Source organism: Brevibacillus sp. FSL L8-0520 (assembly GCF_037963895.1).
In the GTDB taxonomy this organism is placed as follows: domain Bacteria; phylum Bacillota; class Bacilli; order Brevibacillales; family Brevibacillaceae; genus Brevibacillus; species Brevibacillus borstelensis.
Map to the genome: position 1 here is coordinate 3,259,624 of NZ_CP150171.1, position 19,190 is coordinate 3,278,813.

At 51.8% G+C, this 19,190-nt stretch carries 18 protein-coding genes; 1 reads left to right on the forward strand and 17 read right to left on the reverse strand.

Annotated features, from left to right (window positions below):
• Nucleotides 1-73 precede the first annotated feature (73 nt).
• The 7 genes from ltrA to NSQ24_RS16285 form a co-directional block, all read right to left on the reverse strand.
• Nucleotides 74-1,339: a group II intron reverse transcriptase/maturase gene (gene ltrA / locus NSQ24_RS16255; protein ID WP_024985202.1), complete on the reverse strand. Its 1,266-nt coding sequence runs from the start codon at nucleotides 1,337-1,339 to the stop codon at nucleotides 74-76.
• Between the two features lie 621 nt (nucleotides 1,340-1,960).
• Nucleotides 1,961-3,001, reverse strand: coding sequence for a M15 family metallopeptidase (locus NSQ24_RS16260; RefSeq protein ID WP_024982968.1), 1,041 nt, complete (start codon nucleotides 2,999-3,001; stop codon nucleotides 1,961-1,963).
• Between the two features lie 123 nt (nucleotides 3,002-3,124).
• The gene (locus NSQ24_RS16265; RefSeq protein ID WP_243014285.1) at nucleotides 3,125-4,000 is read right to left on the reverse strand and encodes an NAD-dependent epimerase/dehydratase family protein; all 876 of its coding nucleotides are present in this window, start codon (nucleotides 3,998-4,000) and stop codon (nucleotides 3,125-3,127) included.
• 159 nt (nucleotides 4,001-4,159) lie between these two features.
• Nucleotides 4,160-6,127 (reverse strand): gamma-glutamyltransferase, encoded by a 1,968-nt coding sequence (gene ggt, locus NSQ24_RS16270; protein ID WP_152562243.1) that lies wholly within the window; start codon nucleotides 6,125-6,127, stop codon nucleotides 4,160-4,162.
• A gap of 281 nt (nucleotides 6,128-6,408) precedes the next feature.
• Entirely contained in the window at nucleotides 6,409-7,485 is a 1,077-nt protein-coding gene (locus NSQ24_RS16275) for a phosphodiester glycosidase family protein (RefSeq protein WP_122958701.1), read from the reverse strand.
• On the reverse strand, nucleotides 7,466-7,978 hold the full coding sequence (locus NSQ24_RS16280; protein WP_003386089.1) for a hypothetical protein: 513 nt from the start codon (nucleotides 7,976-7,978) through the stop codon (nucleotides 7,466-7,468). The genes NSQ24_RS16275 and NSQ24_RS16280 overlap by 20 nt, the downstream gene beginning before the upstream one ends.
• Before the next feature lie 103 nt (nucleotides 7,979-8,081).
• Entirely contained in the window at nucleotides 8,082-8,906 is an 825-nt protein-coding gene (locus NSQ24_RS16285; protein WP_003386090.1) for an RDD family protein, read from the reverse strand.
• Between the two features lie 64 nt (nucleotides 8,907-8,970).
• On the opposite strand from NSQ24_RS16285, the gene NSQ24_RS16290 reads away from it, so the two are divergent.
• On the forward strand, nucleotides 8,971-9,963 hold the full coding sequence (locus NSQ24_RS16290; RefSeq protein WP_031932938.1) for a stage II sporulation protein M: 993 nt from the start codon (nucleotides 8,971-8,973) through the stop codon (nucleotides 9,961-9,963).
• On the opposite strand, the gene NSQ24_RS16295 is transcribed toward NSQ24_RS16290, so the two are convergent.
• The 10 genes from NSQ24_RS16295 to NSQ24_RS16340 all read right to left on the reverse strand — a co-directional run bounded on the left by NSQ24_RS16295 (nucleotide 9,930) and on the right by NSQ24_RS16340 (nucleotide 19,031).
• On the reverse strand, nucleotides 9,930-11,300 hold the full coding sequence (locus NSQ24_RS16295; protein ID WP_024982964.1) for a DUF58 domain-containing protein: 1,371 nt from the start codon (nucleotides 11,298-11,300) through the stop codon (nucleotides 9,930-9,932). The two genes, NSQ24_RS16290 and NSQ24_RS16295, sit on opposite strands and share 34 nt — an antisense overlap.
• Nucleotides 11,251-12,171: a MoxR family ATPase gene (locus NSQ24_RS16300; RefSeq protein ID WP_003386093.1), complete on the reverse strand. Its 921-nt coding sequence runs from the start codon at nucleotides 12,169-12,171 to the stop codon at nucleotides 11,251-11,253. The genes NSQ24_RS16295 and NSQ24_RS16300 overlap by 50 nt, the downstream gene beginning before the upstream one ends.
• Nucleotides 12,172-12,179: 8 nt before the next feature.
• Nucleotides 12,180-13,307, reverse strand: coding sequence for a DUF4350 domain-containing protein (locus NSQ24_RS16305; RefSeq protein ID WP_003386094.1), 1,128 nt, complete (start codon nucleotides 13,305-13,307; stop codon nucleotides 12,180-12,182).
• Nucleotides 13,291-13,926, reverse strand: coding sequence for a DUF4129 domain-containing protein (locus NSQ24_RS16310; protein WP_003386095.1), 636 nt, complete (start codon nucleotides 13,924-13,926; stop codon nucleotides 13,291-13,293). The genes NSQ24_RS16305 and NSQ24_RS16310 overlap by 17 nt, the downstream gene beginning before the upstream one ends.
• Complete coding sequence (locus NSQ24_RS16315) at nucleotides 13,923-14,915, reverse strand: hypothetical protein (protein WP_003386097.1); 993 nt, start codon at nucleotides 14,913-14,915, stop codon at nucleotides 13,923-13,925. The genes NSQ24_RS16310 and NSQ24_RS16315 overlap by 4 nt, the downstream gene beginning before the upstream one ends.
• Before the next feature lie 171 nt (nucleotides 14,916-15,086).
• Nucleotides 15,087-16,163: a hypothetical protein gene (locus NSQ24_RS16320; RefSeq protein ID WP_031932941.1), complete on the reverse strand. Its 1,077-nt coding sequence runs from the start codon at nucleotides 16,161-16,163 to the stop codon at nucleotides 15,087-15,089.
• 311 nt (nucleotides 16,164-16,474) lie between these two features.
• Nucleotides 16,475-17,293 (reverse strand): GGDEF domain-containing protein, encoded by an 819-nt coding sequence (locus NSQ24_RS16325; protein WP_003386101.1) that lies wholly within the window; start codon nucleotides 17,291-17,293, stop codon nucleotides 16,475-16,477.
• The gene (locus NSQ24_RS16330; protein WP_003386102.1) at nucleotides 17,290-17,643 is read right to left on the reverse strand and encodes a hypothetical protein; all 354 of its coding nucleotides are present in this window, start codon (nucleotides 17,641-17,643) and stop codon (nucleotides 17,290-17,292) included. Before NSQ24_RS16330 ends, NSQ24_RS16325 begins: the two co-directional genes overlap by 4 nt.
• Nucleotides 17,644-17,671: 28 nt before the next feature.
• Nucleotides 17,672-18,400 (reverse strand): EAL domain-containing protein, encoded by a 729-nt coding sequence (locus NSQ24_RS16335; protein ID WP_251246859.1) that lies wholly within the window; start codon nucleotides 18,398-18,400, stop codon nucleotides 17,672-17,674.
• Nucleotides 18,401-18,746: 346 nt separating this feature from the next.
• Nucleotides 18,747-19,031: a hypothetical protein gene (locus NSQ24_RS16340; protein WP_003386104.1), complete on the reverse strand. Its 285-nt coding sequence runs from the start codon at nucleotides 19,029-19,031 to the stop codon at nucleotides 18,747-18,749.
• Between the last annotated feature and the right edge of the window lie 159 nt (nucleotides 19,032-19,190).

Sequence of the window (19,190 nt, forward strand, 5' to 3'; positions counted from 1 at the left end):
ACAATCGAGTAGGAGGGGGCGACTAACCCCCGTCCTCTCACACCACCGTACGTACCGTTCGGTATACGGCGGTTCACCAAGCTTGACGAATTTGAGAATATCGTTGCACTAAGCTTTTCAGCCCTTGTTGTTGCCAGTAGGCAATGCCGAGGGCTTTGTGTATATGCGGAGATTTTGTGGTACGCCATGCACCCTTGCGGGTATTTGCAATTTCAATGGCTTTTACGTGAGATATGCCAAGAGAACGAAGTTCTCGATATCTGGTTCTCACGCGTTTCCACTGCATCCACAAACAAAGACGGAGCCTGCGCCTTGTCCATTCCTCAATGGATTGTAGAATGCCCTTCGCGTCTGCAAGGGCGAAATATCCAATCCAGCCCATGAGGTACTGATTTATTCTTTCAATCCGCTTCTCCATCGAGATGCTCCACACCGGATTCGTGATCGTGCGGATTTTCTCTTTTAGCTTGAGGAGGGATTTGGGGTGGATGCGAATCCTTGTCTGTTTTGCAAAGGTAAAACTAAAGCCCAAGAATTTTCGTTTCCATGGTCGGTCTATCGCGCTTTTCTCCTCATTTACTTTTAGCCTTAGTACCTTCTCCAAGTGGTTTTGAATACTCTTCTTTACTCGTTCCCCTGCCCGTTTTGTTTTCACGTAGATATTACAATCGTCTGCGTAGCGGCAGAAACGGTGGCCTCTCTTTTCGAGTTCCTTGTCCAAATCATCAAGTAGGATATTTGCCAAAAGTGGGCTTAACGGCCCACCTTGCGGTGTTCCTTCACTTGATGTTGTACAGACGCCATTTATCATGATCCCCGCATTCAAGTAGGAACGAATCAGTCTTAAAATTCTCTTGTCCTGAACTTTTCGAGCCACACGGCTCATTAGAATATCATGATTTACGCGATCAAAGAATTTCTCTAGATCGATGTCCACCACGAAACGATATCCTTCGGAGATATACGCTTGCGCTTTCCTTACTGCCATGTGAGCGCTACGTTTTGGACGGAACCCATAGCTAGATTCCGAGAAGGTGGGGTCGAAGATCGGCGTTAACACTTGGAGGATGGCCTGCTGAATAAAGCGGTCTACCACGGTGGGAATGCCTAATAACCTTACACCACCGTCAGGTTTCGGGATTTCGACTCTGCGAACAGGTGAAGGTCTATAGGTTCCCCTTTCCATCTTCTCGCGGATGGCTTGCCAGTGTTCACGTAGATAATCGCGTAGTTGTTCGGTTGAAACACCATCGACTCCACCGACACCTTTGTTTTCCTCCACTCGTTGGAGTGCCATCCGTAAGTTTTCCCGTGATAAGACTTTTTCCAGCAAATCCATAATGATGTTCCTTCCTTCGCACATGCGGACTCCGTGCTTGCTGTACGATACTCAGCCCTCTTTTGTACCCTCGGGGCTTCACCCCTGCTCTTCAAAAGTAGTTCCTTGACAGAATTCTGCTTCGACGTACCGTATCAAAAGACATGGATCGCATGCTGACTTGATGTTCGGCCCTTCCCCATTCAAGCGTCCTCTACTCGGGTACTATGGCCTCTGCTGACTTCTGCATGTTCAGCGTCTCCTTACGGAGACGGTTACCAACAGTTGAAGGCGTTTCATGCAGACCTCCCCAGGTAAGAACGATAACTTTCATCCCATGTACCTGCCCAAGTTTACTACTGTATCCCTTGGCTGTATGGGGCTTTGTCTTGTTTGGCAGACTCGCCCGGATACAACAGCCTCAAATTGGGTTCGTGTACCTCAGGTCGGGATTTTGCCGCCGGCTTCCTTCAGATTCGACCTCGCGGTCGACACCCTTGCCTTGAGCTAACGGTTGGTACAGCCAACCCCCGTTCGGGACTTTCACCCTATAGCTATCGCCCATGCTGGGCGCACAAAAAATACCGCCAGATAGCAGCTACCTGGCGGATGGTTTCCTTGAAGCGATTTGGTCCTGTTTGTTTACGATTGGCTTTGCACAGCAACAGCATCCTGGAAGTATTCCTCCAGCGTGATGCCCTTTTCCATGATTTCTTTGGCCATCGTCGTTCCTACATACCGCAAATGCCACGGTTCATACGCATAGCCCGTGATCTCTTCCTTGCCCTTTGGATAGCGGATGATAAAGCCGTGCTCTGCACAGTGAGCGGCGAGCCACTTTCCTTCCGGCGTATCGGCAAACGGCTCTTCCAGTCTGGTCCGGGAATCGGCACCGGAAACGTCCATGGCAAGCCCGGTCTGGTGTTCGCTTTTGCCGGGATTGGCACTGTAACGGGCAGCGTGCTCTGCTCCCTGCGTCTTTACGTAGCCGTCAAAGAGCGATTTTTGCGTCCGGTAGGAACGATATCCCGACACGCCGTACAACTGGATTCCGTCTTTCTCCGCGGCGGCAAACAGCGATTCGAGAGCACGAGCGGCGGGCTCGCGGAGAAGCTTTTTCTCAGCCTTGCCGGAAAACGGGAAGGGGACGTTTGGTTCCGTTAATCCTGGCGGGATATAATCGACAGGCAGCGAGCGCTGCTTGTTCACAACAACTGCAAGATCAGTAGGATTGGTTACAGTCGGAACACTGTTTACCATCATAATGGTTTCAGCAAGCGACGATTTCACCGTAATTTGAGCCGTTTTGGTTTGCCCCTGATATTCTACGGTTACCTCTGCCTTGGAGCCGATCGCTGCGTGCTCGGAAATGGCCAGCTTGCCATCCGGCGATACCGTTGCCACATCTGGCGCAGAAATGTGGTACGTGACTCCTTCTCCATGAGGCAGTGCTTTCTCGCTTCCCGGAGCGAGGACAAATGTCTCAGGAATGGCATTCCAGTCGATAGATGGCGCTTCTGGAATCGTCGTCTCTTCTCCTGTCGCTTGTCCTTCCGGTGCCGTAGTCGATTGTCCGCCTGATCCAGAGATCCACGTGCTGACATCCGGAGCTTCACATCCTCCCAGAAGCGCGCCGGAAAGTGCGGCTGCGACAGCGAGAATGACTGTTGGTTGCTTTTTCATCGGTTATGCCTCCTGGTTTCCATCAAGACAAATACAGTCTTCAGTGTCTTTACTACCTTACCATGTATGAAGACGTATGAAAAGAATGGAACGTAACGGGCCAATTGGCTGCCGCGACTCATTTTATTCTGCCGCCAAGCGCTGAATCAAAGGCACAAGCCAATCAGAGAGCGACCGAAACGCATAGCCTTCCCTCCGGGCTTTGCCCGTATCCAGAACATAGGAATCCGGGATCGCAAACGGAGACAGCTGTTCGGCCGTACCGCCGGTCAAGATTCGGGCCGGTTTGCCGATTGCGTCTTCGACTGCACCGAGCAGTTGGGGAAGTGTCCATGCGTCGTCAGAACAAGCGTTGTAGGGCCCGCAAGCCTGAGCGGATTCGCCAGCCCACTGCAGAAACCGGGCCGCTTCGTCCGCGTCTATATAGGATTGCCTCGCATGCGGGTTTCCGACATAGATCTCTTTTTGAGCTCGTATCTGGTCCACATAAAAATGCAGCCTCTTGGTATAATCCTCCACACCCAAAACGATGGGAAATCTGACGGCAATCACCGGAAAGCCGGCTTTTTGAAACAAGGCGGCCTCCGCTTGCCGTTTTCCCTCTTCATAGGAGACCTCTTCTCTCGTACCGGCTGTGATCGGATATGAATACGGGTCAAAATCAGCTTCCCTCCTGATCAGCGGAGAGTGTTCGTACACAGCTCTTGAGGAAGTGACGACGAGTCTCTTTACTTTCCCCTCCAATACTTGCACAATGTGGCTCGCATTTGCTCCCGTGTAGCAGAGACTGTCAAAGACCAGCTCCCATTCAGAGCTTCCGATGCGTTTCAAGGAATCCAGATCATTCCGGTCTACCTGCATACGGGCAATCTCGTTTCCAAACGGGTCGGCTTGCCTTCCCCTGGTGGCGATCGTGACGTCATAACCGCTATCAACGAGACCTTTTACCAGCCTTTTTCCAAAAAATCGCGTCCCACCCAATACCAGAACTTTTTTCATCTCGCACTCCTCTTTCTTTTTTTTTGGTTGTCGGTAAACTACTTCTCCTATTTCGCACGCATCCCCTGCTCTCTTTGCATGAAGAAAGGGAGCCCAGTCTTGGAGCTCCCCATTGGCTTTTCATTTTGCTTGGTCCTGTCGGAATCCAGTCTCTATCTCCTATTGCTTTTGCAAGGAGACAACTTTTTCCTTGGCATCCCACGTCACCGTAAATCCTAGCCCCTCTGCTACTTTTTTGACGGGCAGAAAAGCGCGTCCGTCGATGAAGGCCTGCTCGCTCTGGAAGGAACCTGGTTTTGCGTGCAAGCCGAGCAGCAGTTTATCGGCCTGGACGTAAGGCTCGCCTTTGTACCAAGCCAGTTGATCTGCCGTATACGGATACAGGTTTCCGTTTACCTTTATCTGGAAGGCTGCTTTTGGCGATTCCTTCGGGGCGGGCGGCTCGGCAGACGTATACGCGACCGCGTCTACGCCCAGCACCGTTCCCTCACGGGTATTGTCGGCTCCGCCGTACATCCTGCCGTTTTCCAGGTCGTAGATGATCGCCTGCACGTTTCCGATGTTTTCCGGCTGTGCCTTGAACGCATGCCCCATCCCCATCAATTGAAGGATCACATCCTGATCAATGCCTGCCTCCCAACTGACCGTCGGATAGCTGCTGGAGAAAATCCGTGGAGAGAGGATCGCTTCCTGGATCGGCATATCGTGTTCCAGCACATTCAAAATCGTCTGGGAGACGGAGGCGATGATCGTCGAGCCGCCTGGCGATCCGACCGCCATAAACGGCTTGCCGTCCTTGAGCACAATCGTCGGCGTCATGCTGGAACGAGGCCGTTTCCCCGGCTCTACCTGGTTTACCCCTCCGGGAACAGCATCGAAGTCAGTCAGTTCATTGTTCAGCATGAAGCCGTAGCCCGGGACCATGATGCCGCTGCCAAACACGTCCTCGATCGTAGTCGTATAGGAAACGAGATTGCCCCACTTATCCATGACCGCAAAATGCGTAGTCTGTTTTACCGGAGACACCTCGACCTGAGACATGGCCTTCACCGCTTTTTTGCCCTCGTACCGCCATGGGTCTCCCGCCTTCACATCACTGCTTGCCTTTTCCGGGTTGATCAGCTTTCTCCGCTCACTGATATACTCATCATGGATCAACCCCTTTTTCGGCACCGGGTAAAAGTCCTCATCCGCCATATAAGCAGCCCGGTCGGCATACGCCAAATGATTCGCTTCGATCAGCCGATGGAGATACGCGGCAGAAAGAGGGCCGTCCTTCTTGTTGTCGAAGCCCTCCATCAGCTTCAAAATCTGGATCAGAGTCAAACCGCCAGAGCTGGGCGGAGCCATCGAGACTACCTCGTACCCGCGGAAAGTGCCCTTCACCGGCTCCCGTTCTTTTACCACATAATTTTTCAGATCCTGCATCGTCATGGCTCCGCCTGTGCGCTGGACCTCCTTGACCAAAGCCTCGCCGATCTCGCCCTTGTAAAGTGCATCGGTCCCTTTTTCCTTGATCAGCTTAAACGTTTTGGCCAGCTCCGGCTGAATCAGAAGCTCTCCCGGCTTCAGCGCCTTGCCATCCGGAACAAACACCCGGCCAGCCGTACCGTGTTTTTGGAGCTTCTCCGCAGAGTCCGCAATATGCTGGGCGGTGATCCAGTTCACCGGCACTCCTTTTTCGGCCAACGCGATGGCTGGATCGATCACTTCTCCCAGCTTCATTGTTCCGTACTTTTTCAAAGCAGTATCCAGTCCAAGCAGGGTACCCGGAACCCCCACTGCCTTTCCGTTGGTATGACGCTCTTCAAAAGGTACCGGCTTCCCGTCCTTATCCAAAAACAGCTTCGGATCAACTGCTTTCGGCGCCATTTCCCGACTGTCTATGACTGTGATTTTTCCTTCCTTTTTCAGGTAGATCATCATGAAGCCGCCGCCGCCAATGCCGGACATTTGCGGTTCGACGACATTTAGCGCCAATTGAATACCGGCAGCGGCATCCACCGCATTGCCTCCCTGCTGCAGGATATCCTTGCCCACCTGTGCGGCTGCAGGATGGGATACCGCCACGATTCCTTTCGTCGCGCCCGTCGTTCCCTCGGGAATGCCCGGGACCTTGGCTTGCATGGGGACAGCCAGCAGCAAAAAAGAAGCTGCCGAAGAGACGATTGCTTGAAGCTTTGTCTTCGTCGTCGCTTTCACCTTCCTCATCCTTTCCTTCCCGTCTATGTATTGCCTAGCTTCATTATAATTTTGAATATTCCGACCAGTCAACGTGGAGAAAGTCTTATCCACCCGGAGAGGACAGCCGGAACGACGTCAGAACGAAAAAAACCCTTTCTCGTTTGCAGAAAAAGCCTTCTTTTCCTGCTTGCGAGAAAGGGATTTCGTCTGTCTTCCCATCACTGTTACGGCAAGATGACCAAATTGCTAGATACCGGCCGCTCTTTGCCTCCGGATGGACGGTTCAGCAGCTTGCCGTTGTAGAAGAAGGCACTGGAGCCGCCGCCGTCCAGATTATAGGCATCCACGACGTGAAACTCCTGCAGCTTCCGCTGAGCCTCTTCCAAGGTTACGCCGTTGCTCCACCCCTTGCGCCGGCCGTCGATGACGATCAGCAGCAAGTCGCCATTGTCAAAGTGACCAATCAGTGTCCGCGGCTGACGTGTATTCGCCCATTGCTTCGGTATCGTCATCCGCTTGCCGTTTTGGAGCAGGGTCGGCAGGAAGCTGGCCCCTTGCAAAATGCCCTTCTTGGTAATTTCAGCCTGAGAGGAAATCTTTCCTCCCACCAGTCGCCCGTTTTTGTTAAAGCCGACGAAGCTCAAATCCGTATTATTGGAAAACGTGCGAATCTTGCCGTCAACGACCGTTGTGCCAATCGGCGTCAAATATCCGCCTTTGCTCATAAAGCCCCCTGCATTGATCGCCAGTATGGCGCCAGTCCGTCGGGCTGCGTGACTCGTCGTCTCTCCGCGACTTTTGACCGAATCGCCCGCGAGCACCATCTTGAGGGCATTTGGATTGTTTAAGCGGACTTTGGCCATGTACCCCCGATAGCCTGCTTCCTCCAGGGAGTAGACCTTGACCGTTGCATTTTTGCCAAAGGTTTGGCCAATCGGGTTGCCGAGCATGTTGGCCAGGAGCTTGTCCAAGACGTCCGCCGATTTTTGCGTTTGCGACTTGCTGGCCTCCAGAAGGTTGTGGATCGATTGGTTCTGCTTCTCGTACTCTTCTTTTTCCTTGGTGGCTTGCTCGCGGATGTCTTCGATCAGGAGTTCCGTATTGCGAAGCAGATCTTTCGTCTCGTTCATTTGCTCCTGCAGCATGGCCACCTGCTCGTTCGCGGCCTTTGCTGATAATGCCAACCCTTCGTAAGGCAGCTTGTCTACCGGATTGGCCTGGGAGAACGCCAGCAAAAAGCCGACAGCTGGAGCGAGCAGAAACGCAAAGAAGCGATGGATCTTACCAAGCACGAGCCGCATCCTCCAGTTTTTTCAGCGAAGCTTTCAAATCGACCAGTTGTTTGTTCAATTGATCGATCCGATCCTGCAGGGCCTGCTTCGTCTTATTGCTTCCGCCGAGCGTCTCTCCAGTGAGCTGCAGCTCCTCCTCGATGTTGGAAAGCCCGCTTTGGACCTGCTTCATCTCATCTTGAACCAGTGCGATCTGCTCCTCCATCGCCTTCATTTGCTGAGCGTTCTGCGTCTGTATCGCCTGAATTTGCTGGCTGACCAGCTGCTGCTGCTTGTCCAATGTATGTACGGCAAAAGCGTACCCGGCCCAAGCCAGCCCTCCCCACAGCACAACAGCCAGGACGATTGGAACGGCTGAGCGTTTCTCCTCCGAGCGGGGCGCTAGCGTTTGAAACAAGCTTTTAAACAAACCGTTGCGCTTCCGTCTTCCCTGCTTGCTTTGATCGGGAGCATGTAACGTTGTGGATGGTGACGACGATGCGGACAAAATTTTGTCGCTCATCAGTTCCCCCTCCTTTCGTGTGACAAAGAATGAGGTTTTATTATATCATAAAACAATTTTCGACACCTCTTTGCGCAAAAGATCAGGACCATCGTCCTGATCTTTATCTTCCGATCATCCATTCATGCTTGAGCTGCTCATGAAGCCGCAGGACAAACCCGACCGGATGCGCTTCCGCCGCCTGTCCATCCGGCCAATCGATCCGCGTGCAGATGCGGCGAACAATCTGCATGGCCAGTTCAATCCGTTTCCCCTCAGACAAAGAGGGAAGTCTGTCTACGAAGGTTGCCAGCAGGTTCCAGTCCTCACGTGTAATGGCCCGCTTTTGCCGCTCGTCGAGCAGTACCGGCGGGGCTTCCGCCTTCCATCTCTCCACCTGTCTGCCCCATCGTCCGCGAAAACGGGTACGGGCCGCGCCTTCCTCGACCACAACGATCGTCCCTGCCACCAGGTCGCCGATCCGCTTGTCTCGCGGATGAAAAAACGAAACGATGCTTCCCAGCAAGTAGCCGGTCGGCAGGCTGTCAATAATCCGAAACAGATTGCGGATCACCGCTGACAAAAACGTTAGTGATTGACCATTCTCCTGAATCACACGGATTTTCATCCATTTTTTGCCAGGCGTCTGACCGGCTCGAAAGTATTCCCAGACAAAGAAGTAGCCAAAGTTGAACAGGAACAGCGCGATCATTATAATGGCAATCGCATAGCTCTCCGACTCCAGGAAAATATCCTCTCCATTTCCAAAAACAACTATGCCAAACAAAATAAATACAGTAATATTAACCAAGAGAAGCAGCCCTGTATCGATCAGATGAGCAGCCGCCCTGCTACCGAGACCGGCTGTCTGAAACCTTAGCTGGACGTGCTCCGGTGTGACGATGGCAACTTCTCGTCCCGCCTGGTTTGGTATGTGTTGTTCATTCATGCCGGTGCTTCACCCTTCCTGTACACTACACTCTTTATGAAAAAATTGAAAGGAGGCCCTTTTCGTGAATCTGACATCATTTTGGCAGGCGCACAAAGCAACCTGGGCTGAGCTCGACCGCTTGCTGGAGCACTTTCAAAAGCGCCCCCGTTCTATCGGGGCGGTGGAAATAGACCGTCTGACGCTTCTGTACAAAAAAGCTTCCGCCCATTTGGCTTATATCCGAACCTACCATCCAAACGATGAGGTGACCCGCTATTTAAACCAACTGGTAGCACGGGCCCACAACATCGCTTATCAACAGCAGTCCAGCAGTCTCGGGCAGCTGTCCCGCTTTTTTTGGGTCCATCTGTTTTCGCTGGTGCACAAGCGGATCTGGTTCATCGGCCTGGCCGGGCTCCTGTTTGCCATTGGCGGAATTTCCGGCTTTGCAGCAGTCATGGTCGATCCATTGAATCTGTATTACGTGCTGCCGGAGGGAATGGCTGCCCAAATCGATCCCAGCCGACTGGGAGAAGGCCATGATGCCATCAACAGTCCGCTTATGTCCACCGCGATCATGCTGAATAACATCAAGGTGGCATTTCTGGCCTTTATCAGCGGCATTACGCTCGGCGTGTTCCCCGTTTACCTGCTGCTTTTCAACGGCCTGTTGGTCGGAGCGTTGGCATCTGTCTACAGCCAGGCTGACAGCAGCTATGCCTTCTGGGCTTACATCCTGCCTCATGGCGTGATCGAGCTGACGGCCATCTTTATTGCCGGAGGAGCCGGACTCCACATGGGCTATCGGCTCCTTGTACCCGGCATTTACCATCGCAAATTTCAGTTTTTGCAGGCAGCGAAGGAATCCGCACAGTTGCTGCTGGGCACGATGCCGCTGTTTGTCATCGCCGGGATCATCGAAGGGTACATTACTCCGTCTTCGCTCTCTTTGGAGGCGAAGTACAGTGTGGCCGTGCTGACGCTCCTCGCCTTGGCCGGCTGGTACCTCTACGGATTGTACCGCCATCGCCGCAGCAGCGGTCAGAGCGCTTCTCTCGACTTGATGTCCAAATAAGAGTTTACAACAGTCAGCGTCAATTGATCGGCCGGAATGTCCAGTACCTGGATGCCCGCGCCGATCATTTTTTGTTGAAACGCTTTGCGGTCCAGCCAGAAGCGCTGCGCCAGCGCCTTGATGTACGCCAGACGGCTGTCTTTGGTCTCCGTCCTGCTCCACTCATGCAGCAGCGGATCAGCCAGCGAGAGCAGCAGCAGCAAATGACTTCGCCGCAGTCTCCACAGGTATGCTCCCAATTGATCCTCCAGCAAGTAATTCTCCATGTCGGAGAAGAGGACGATCAGACTCCGCCGCTTCTGCTGCCGATGCAGGTACTCCAGTGCCTGCAGAGGATTGGATTCGACAAAATCGCTTTGCAGATCGTACACCGCTTCGACGAGCGTATGCAGGTGGGCGAGCCCGCGGCCAGGCGGCACATACGTTTTGATTTCGTGGGAAAAAGCGAGCAACGCTACTTGATCTCCCTGCTTCAACGCAACGGCAGCCAAGGTGAGCGCCGATTCGATGGTCAAATCCAGCTTCGTCTTCCCTTCCAGCTCGACGCCCATCATCCGCCCGCAGTCCAGGAGAATCGTCAGCACTTTGCCTTGTTCCGGACGGTATTGGTTTGTCATCAGACGCCTGCTCCGCGCTGAGGCAGACCAGTTTATGTAGCGTGGATCATCATCCTGCACATATTCGCGGATCGCATGAAATTCTGTACCGCTTCTCGTACGCAAGAGAATTTTTTTCCCGTCCACAATCAAGCTGTCCTGAAGGGACTGCAGATAGCCCCGGACGGCGGTGAGATCCGGATACACCTTGATCTTTTGTTCACAGGGGATTTTCGCCTGCTTTTCCCACAGCCGGATTTTTCCCTGATAGCGCAAATACAAATAGGACAGCGTAAACAATCCCCGCTCGTTTCCTCGCGTTGTGTACGATACCGTTTCATACTTTTGTTTCAGAATGCCCTCTACCGCTTCCGGGCGGTCAAAGGAGATGGGCAGATCGTCTCGCAATCGGAACAGGATCGGTTGACCGCTGTGGTTCTCCAGCTCGATTGACACCGTCAGTTCCTGGCCGATGTCGGTCTGCTCAGGCAGCCTGCGAACCGCTGCGATCTTCTTTGCTCGGGGCATCGTATACCAGTCGGCGATGCTCGCCAACAGCAGCAAAGCGTTGTACATCCAAAAAAGCGCATAACCGAGTCCGGCCAGCGAGCCTGCCGCAGCGACTGCAGCACCACACCCGAGCAGGATGATCATTCTCTTGGTGGGCAGCACGCCATTTTCCAGCAGCCTGTTAACGAGGGACCGGAATGGCCGCGAGCGTTTCGTCGATGATGTGGTCACTGTTTCCCCCCTCCAATTCCACTTGTGGAGCCACAATCAGCCGGTGACGGAGGGCTGGACGGGCGACAGCCTTGACATCGTCTGGTGTGACATACATCCGGTTATCGAGCAAAGCCCATGCCTTGCTTGCCATGAGTACGGCGATGCCTGCACGCGAACTGGCTCCCAGCAATAGTCTCTTTGTCTCCCGCGTCTTGCGGATGATCGTCGTGATGTAGGCGAGAATTTGCTCCTCCACCACTACGTCCTCCAGCTTTTGCCGCTGCAAAACAATCTCCTCGATTCCGCATACGACCGTTTCGCTCTCCTTCTTTTCGGCAAAGAACGGAACATGCTGCTTCAATATCTCCAGTTCCTGCTCCTGTGACGGATAATCTACCTGCAGCTTGAACAAAAACCGGTCCAACTGTGCTTCCGGCAATACATAGGTCCCCTCGTACTCAACCGGGTTTTGGGTAGCCATGACAAAAAACGGATTCGGCAGCTCGTAAGTGACCCCGTGTATCGTCACCTGGCGCTCTTCCATTGCTTCCAGCAGCGCTGCCTGTGTCTTTGGCGGGGTACGGTTGATCTCGTCCGCCAGCAGCAGATTGGAAAAAATCGGTCCTTTAAGGGTTTCGAACGAGTTTTGCTGCATATTGAAAACGACGTTTCCGACAATGTCGCTCGGCATCAGGTCAGGCGTAAATTGAATCCTTCTGTATTCACCGCCAATCAGCCGTGAAAGGGTCCGGACCATTTTGGTTTTCCCGATGCCGGGCACCCCCTCCAGCAGAACATGGCCTCCAGCCAGCATGGCGGTAATCAGCAGGCGGATATTTTGCCGTTGTCCGAATACGTGCTTCTCCATTTCCTGTAGCAATTGCTGCACGTTTTGCTTCACTCCTTTTCCAATCGCTTGGTCACATCATCTAAAAGCCGGCTGTCGGCTACCAGCCGTTTCGCCGTGTAGTGCCGGTCTTTCTTTGCGTCATCCAGCCGGGCGAGAGCGTGGCTCAGCTTGCCGGCCTCTTGCGCTGTCCAGTGGCTTTCAGCTACCCGGACGATTTCGTAATCGGTCGTGCCTTTGTGCAATCCCCATCGGTCCGCAAGCAACTGACGCAGGTACGCCTCCCGAATCTGCAGAGCGTCCTTGGCCAGCCGTCGCCGTTCGTACCAGCTCGAAATCGCCAGAAGCGTTTCATCTCCACGACGAACTGTCCATTCTCTAAGCGTATAGACGGGGCCAAAGCGTTTCCCCTTCCACCAGATAAAGAGCAGCAGAGCGATGGCGAGCTGTGCCAGGCTGGCAATCAGCCAGTCCGGATAGATCGCCAGGATTCCCGGTCTCTGCTGATAGCCGTGATGGTACTCATCTATCCAAAAAACGCTCCAGTCTCCCTGGAGGTACGGCCAGATCAATTCAAAGTGGTTATGTTCCATTATCTTGCCGTTCGTGAGCCACTCCGGGACGAGAAACAAGCTTACTGTCCCTTCTCCCACCCGGCTCCGCCCCGCCAGAATCCCCTCCTGGTCAGAGAGCAGCGGCTCCATTCCATCCGCAGGATCGATTCTCCACTCCGTATCTGCCTGTCCGAAGCCGGGATTGTTCAGCAGCGAGCTTTCTACTCGCCGTTGTTCCGACTCGTAGCCTCCAACCAGACTGACGCTTAGGTCGGCATCCTCCCATCCTTCCGGCTCCCTTTGAAAGATGAGCAAGTCATTCCCTTTTTCCACCCATTGCAGGAGCTCTTCCTGTTCTTCCTCCTGCAAGCTATATGGTTCTACAAGCAGCATGGCCTGGCTTGTTCCTTCCGGAAGGAATCCCGTCGGTTTTCTCCATTCCTTGATTGCCTCACGTTTTTGTCCCAGCAGCTCCATTACTGCCTTCGTTCCATTGGGGTTGGGAGAAAAGGAGACATAGGCAGAATACGATTGGCTCGACGGTTTGAGCAGCATGATTCCCGCCACTAAGAAAAGCAGGATCGCCGCTCCCAGAACCAGTCTTGATTTAGCGGCGTTCGTCATGTTTTCCCTCCCCGTGCAATCTCCTCTCCAATTCGCTCAGCGATTCCCAGAAAGCAGCCGGAGCAAGCTCGGCCCTTCCATACCAAACCTGTTCAAAAAGACGGGCATGTGTGCGGAAGAACGTTTCCCACTCGGGTTGCCTTGCCTGCAATTCATCGAGGTACTCCCAATTTGTCTTCCAGCTCTCAATCCGAACCCAAGAGCGCTCCTGCATAAAACTGAGCAGAGCCAAAAAAGAATAGCGCACACCTTCGCGCCAGTCTTCTTTTTGTCCCCGTTCTTTTGCCTCGCGCAAGTAATCGGCATACGTGCGGATCCGTTCTTCTCGGGCGAGCAACTGGTTCTCCGCCGGGCCCCTGCGGACCATTCTCCGCCACCAGATCAAAAGAAAAACGATGACGCCAATCACAGCCGCGGCAACGATAACCTTTGACAACACGCTTGCCGTCCCCGGACTGACATCAGCCGACTGCAGCATGCGGGCAATCGTATCGAGGATTTCCTCGAAGAGGGCATCCAGCCAGCTCTTCCCCTGCTTTTTTACTTCCCCAAATTCGTCTCTGGCCAGAATGTCCGCAAGCCTTTCCTTGTCTTGGGTAAGCATTTCCGAATCGATCATGGCCTATCTTCCGCCCCCGGGGCAGTAAATGCCGGTTCTGTCTGTTCCTGAAGCAGCGCTTCGACATCCGTTCCGTCGTGGCGTACTTTCAGATCGAGATAGGCAAGCGAGTAAACGATCATCATCCACGGAGTCAACAGACATGTGAACAGAACCATCAACAGCTGTCCCAAAACGGATATGCCGAATATACCCATGAGAAGGGCCTGAATGCCCCCTGAAAAAATCGAATAAATGACCATGAGCACCAGGTACAGCCCGACTAACCGCCAGAAGTTCCCCTTCGTCAGCCTCCAGCTCCGTCCGATCCCGATCCCGTCGCGTTCCACCAGGACAACCGGCAGAAAAAACGCCCAGCGCAGGAGAAAATACCCGGGAACCAGAATCATCAGGACCAAAAACAGCAGATAGGCCAAGATGGCGAAGATGACGATGACAACCGGATTCGGGTCGTCAAACTCAAACAAGCTGCCAATGCCAATCCCCAGCATCGACAATAGAAAAATAGCCACGCCAAACGCGAGCATAATGCCAATTGCAATCAACATATAGACGACCGTGCTTCCTGCCATCGGCCAGAACCTTCCAAATGATTGCTTCAAAGAAGCCTTCAGCGAGATCGATTCCCCGTACACAGCAGCCTGAGTAACAAGCAGCGTCGCTCCCTGCAGCTGCGGATAGACCAGCAGGATACTCAGCGGCAGCCACAACAGCAAATACACCAGCAATTTCCCGATGTCGTCCGTCATTGCCTCATCCGATTGGATAAAACGGTTTTGCAAAAACTCTTCAAAACTGCTCGAATCATCGTCCGATACCAACAGCGGCATGCTGCCTACGTCATTGAGCAGTACCTCCTGCAGCAACAGCAGCGGAGCAAACAGGATTAGTGCCAACAGAAAAAACGTGGTAAAATGTTGGCGGTACACCGAAAAGCTCCGGTCCAATAAGCCCCCCACTCCCATGGGTTCAAGCCGCTTTCGATCCATTCGTGAAACCTCCACCATCTCTGTATTTGGGATTACCCGACCATTATACACGATTTTCCTCTTTTTTGAAAAAATTCCTCTCTATTTGACACAACATGTCGGAACACGAAGCCCTTGCAAAAAGAAAGCACTGCTCCTTTTGATGTGCAGTGCTTTTTCGACTCCATTTTTCTATTCCGTGACGCGGATCACCGCACTCGCCGCTCCCCGCTTTTCGCCGTCCTCTTGTTCTACCTTCACTTCAAACGTAAACGTCCCTTTTCGTTTGGGGACAAAGCGGATCACAACCTTCTGGATTCCCCGCTTTTTGTCGTATTGCCGCGTAATTTCCTCTGCCTTGTAATTCCAGGAGATTTTATGATCCTCCCATTTGCCGATCTTGTAGTAGGCTACCAGGTAAATTTCGTCTCCCGCTTTCATGGTCGCTGTGCCCGGACTGAGAGAGACAAGTATCTTGTCATGGTCCTCGACGGTAAACTCGGTGACGGCGCTTGCCTCAATTGTCTCGCCTGTCTCTTCGTCCTCCATACCCGCAAAGAAAAATGGCTTGTAAACTCCCGGTATTTTTGGAGTAAACGTCCCCGTCGTCACGTACTGGTTGTTTTTTTGATCCAACTCAGTCTCCAATTCCTCTACAGGCTGTGATTGATCAACAGAATTAAAGAAAAACATAAACTTCGGCTCGGATACGAGTTTACCTTTATTGGGTGTATAGACAGTAAACTTGATCGGCTCGCCTACCTTATAATATTCCTTCTGCTCAATTTTAAAGATGGACTCTACAGAAGGATTCATGGGCGGCATATTGTCAACTTGGATCATTTTGCTCGCATGTCCGAACCACTTTTGCTCTCCGTCATCCATAACGATTTTGTACACGAGCTTATAAGAAGTGATTCGACTTCCCGTCGAAAAGACACCCTTTGAGACATACTGGCCGTCGACCTCTTCGGTTTTCACAGGAATATCCAGTCGTTCTCCTTTCTCACCGTAATTGTCGATGGACATCTCGACCTGGACCAAATCGCCCTTTTTCTCCGTCATGGCTATGGCTGTAATCTCTTGTTCGTAATTATATTGCTTGTAGTCTGGTGTTAAACGAAGCTGACTCTCCAGTTCACTCGCTGTTTCTTCCGCAGTTGCTGGTTGAACGCAAAAGAAGCCAAGTCCAACAGCCAACACGGCGGTCCAAACAAACATTGACCAACTGGCTTTGTTGCTTCCCGGAAACCATCTGAAGCGCTTCATACCTTACAATCCTCCTCGGCCATATGGCTTAGGTCATTTTCTTTTATTATAGCGAAACAAATCGACTTTTCATCCATTTTCCAGTTATGTAAATATACAGAGTTCACACGAGCAAAAAAAATCCTCCAGCCATTGAATCAATAGCCGGAGGCATAGTACGTGAATGGTTCTATTATATGAAAAAGGCTCGGGAATTTCCTTCGTAGGTTGCTGGCAAGTCAGGCAACATTGCCTTGGATTGGTGTTTTCTATGTAAAGAAACAGGCCCATTTTCTTGAAAAAGATCGAATCCCCTCTTCCTCTCCCCGCCCCTACCGGTTTATACTTGCCGCATATTCTTCCTTGAACTGTTTATTGTACGACGAGATCAGACTCACCTTTCGCAGCAGCTCCTTTAAGCTATGGCTGAAAAAATCCGGCTCCTTGCATCCGTCCACATGTCCGACAGCAACCGATATGGATACTCCTTCAAGCACCATTGGCCGTCCGATCTCCTCGAGATATTCCTCTACTTGCTCTTGATCCGCTAACGATATCAGCACAAATTCATCGCCAGCATACCGGCACAAATAGTCGTATTTCTCCTTGGCGAGCGCGGAAAGCCGTTGAGATAAAGTCCGAATCACGTCATCGCCAAATGGATGGCCGTATTCTTTATTGATTCGACCGAAATCGTTTATGTCCACAAAAATCAGGTGGAACGGCTGACGCTGTTTGAGGAACTCCTCTCCAATGTACTGTATATAGGGAGCCCGGTACAAGCCTGTATGCGAATCCATGAACTCAGCCAGCTTTCGCATCACTTCTTCGCGAGTCACCAGCCCCTTCATCTCTGTCTTGTCCATGACGAGAATCCGTTCAATCTGATTCTCCGTGAGCATGCGATAGGCGTCCCAAATGTCGTGATCGGGACTGATCGTGACGGGATTGGGAGTCATGGCATCTGCTACGATCCGATTGGGATGGGATGATCGGACATCCCGGGAAGTGATGATTCCCTGTACCTGGTCGTGATCGACTACAATCAGCGACCCGATCTTCCATTCATTCATTTGCTCCGCCGCATAGGAAACACTTCTTCCCGACGTAATGGTGTGAACGGAAGTAGTCATGATTTCGGAGACCTTCATGACAGATCCACCTCGCGCTGAACAGAAACAGCGATTTTCAACTCAGAGCGAAGAACCATCGAATCGCTGATCATGTTTTCTGCTTCCTCCAGAATAATGTTCATCAACACATCTCTATCCAGCATCTGCATCAGCGAATTTCGGATGAGGACAGCCTCAATTCTCGGATGATCTATCTTCACCAAAGTAAATTGCTCCGGCGAAAGCGCCTCTGCCATCCGCCTGACGGCCTCTGGCCCAATGGGGGCTTTTCTTCCTACGATTAAGAGATCCTGCATCGGCGGAACCTCGAATTCCGAGATTCGTAGAGAAAGCGTCGCTTTCCGGGAATACACGTTTCTGTCACTCATCACATATTTCCTCCAGTATGTACACTTTTCATGAATATTGATTCAGTCGTCCCGGTTTCCCGAGGTAGTAGCCCTGACCGGTTTTTACGCCGAGGCTCGCGGCGCAGCAAAAATCCTCCTCGCGCTCAATCCCTTCCAAAATAAGCTCAGCTTCATCCCGGCAGTACTCAACCAAAAGCTGTACGATTTTTTGTTTCTTTCCTGAATGGGCCAAGCCATCTGAAAAGAACTTGTCCATTTTAATAAAATCAGGGGAGATCTCGACAATCTTGCGAAAGGTTGTCGCTCCTTCTCCGACGTCATCCAGCGCGATCTTGAAGCCGATCTTTCTAAGCATGGCGATTCTTCTCGTAAACAGCGGGTTCAGCCATATTTTTCGCTCTACGATGGATTCGTTGATTTCCAGAACAATTTTGCTCAGATTGGGACGAAACCTGCTCATGATGCCATCAATAAATGCCGGAAACTGATCCTCCACGATCGTAGACGGATAAATGTTGACAAAGAGAAACTCTCTTTTTTCCTGCCTCTGCTGGGGCATGAAAAAAACAGTCAATGCCTGTGAAATAGACAGGGTATCCAATTCAAATAACTTATTCTGTTCAGTCGCCTTTTGGAACAATGCTTCAGGGCCGATAGGGGATACGCTGCGAATCAGCGCTTCATATCCTATAACCTTTTTTTCCGGAAGGTGACAAATCGGCTGGAATACGTGGTAGAATCGTCGATTTTCAATAAATTCTGCTATGCTCTCCATCGTCTTACCTTCCTTACATGTTTGATTAAAATGATCGTACCCTGCACCCTCTTCAAACGGACACGCCAGCTGGTTGTACAACCAGCCCGATCATCTATTTAGGTAAATAGACTCACTATTCACAAAGAGTCCTTTTGACAAATAGCTCCATTATCCCTAATTATTCGCTAATTTTTACCTAATTCCTTTTCTTTTTTATGTAATTTGAACTACCTGATTATTTTTTTCTGTTGGCAAGGATATTTTTATGGAGTAAACGCTTTCTTTTGAGCGCAAAAAAACCTTTCCCCAGCCGACTCTCGGTGAAGAAAGGTTCGTTCTTGTCGATTTTGTTTGGCTTGCGGTTTTATGTCGTCAGGTTTCCGCTTGCCTTGCTCTTTGTGACGATGTGATGGCCGACGGGCAACCCCCGCTGCTGCAGCTCGTCGGACGTGAAAATTTGGAGCGTCTCACTTTTGCATGGCATTGGCATCAGGCCGCCGAGAGGGCTCATCACTCGCCCGTTTGTGTCTGTCTCGATCACGACGTACAGCCCCTTGCTCTCCAACTGCTGGATAAAGTCAGTCCAGCGCTTGGCGGTCATGTGCCCCACGTGCTTCGTGAAAATGACACCCATTTCTTGTGCTAACATGTACAATCCCCTTTGGTTCCCATCAAGTTTGATCAGTTAAGACATTCTAACGATACAAGGAAACATTCCCTTCTGGCAAAATGCGTTTTGAACAATAATCTGCGAAAAAATCCGGTTTTTCCCCGCTTATCGTTTTTAAGACCCTTCCCTCGTCACCGC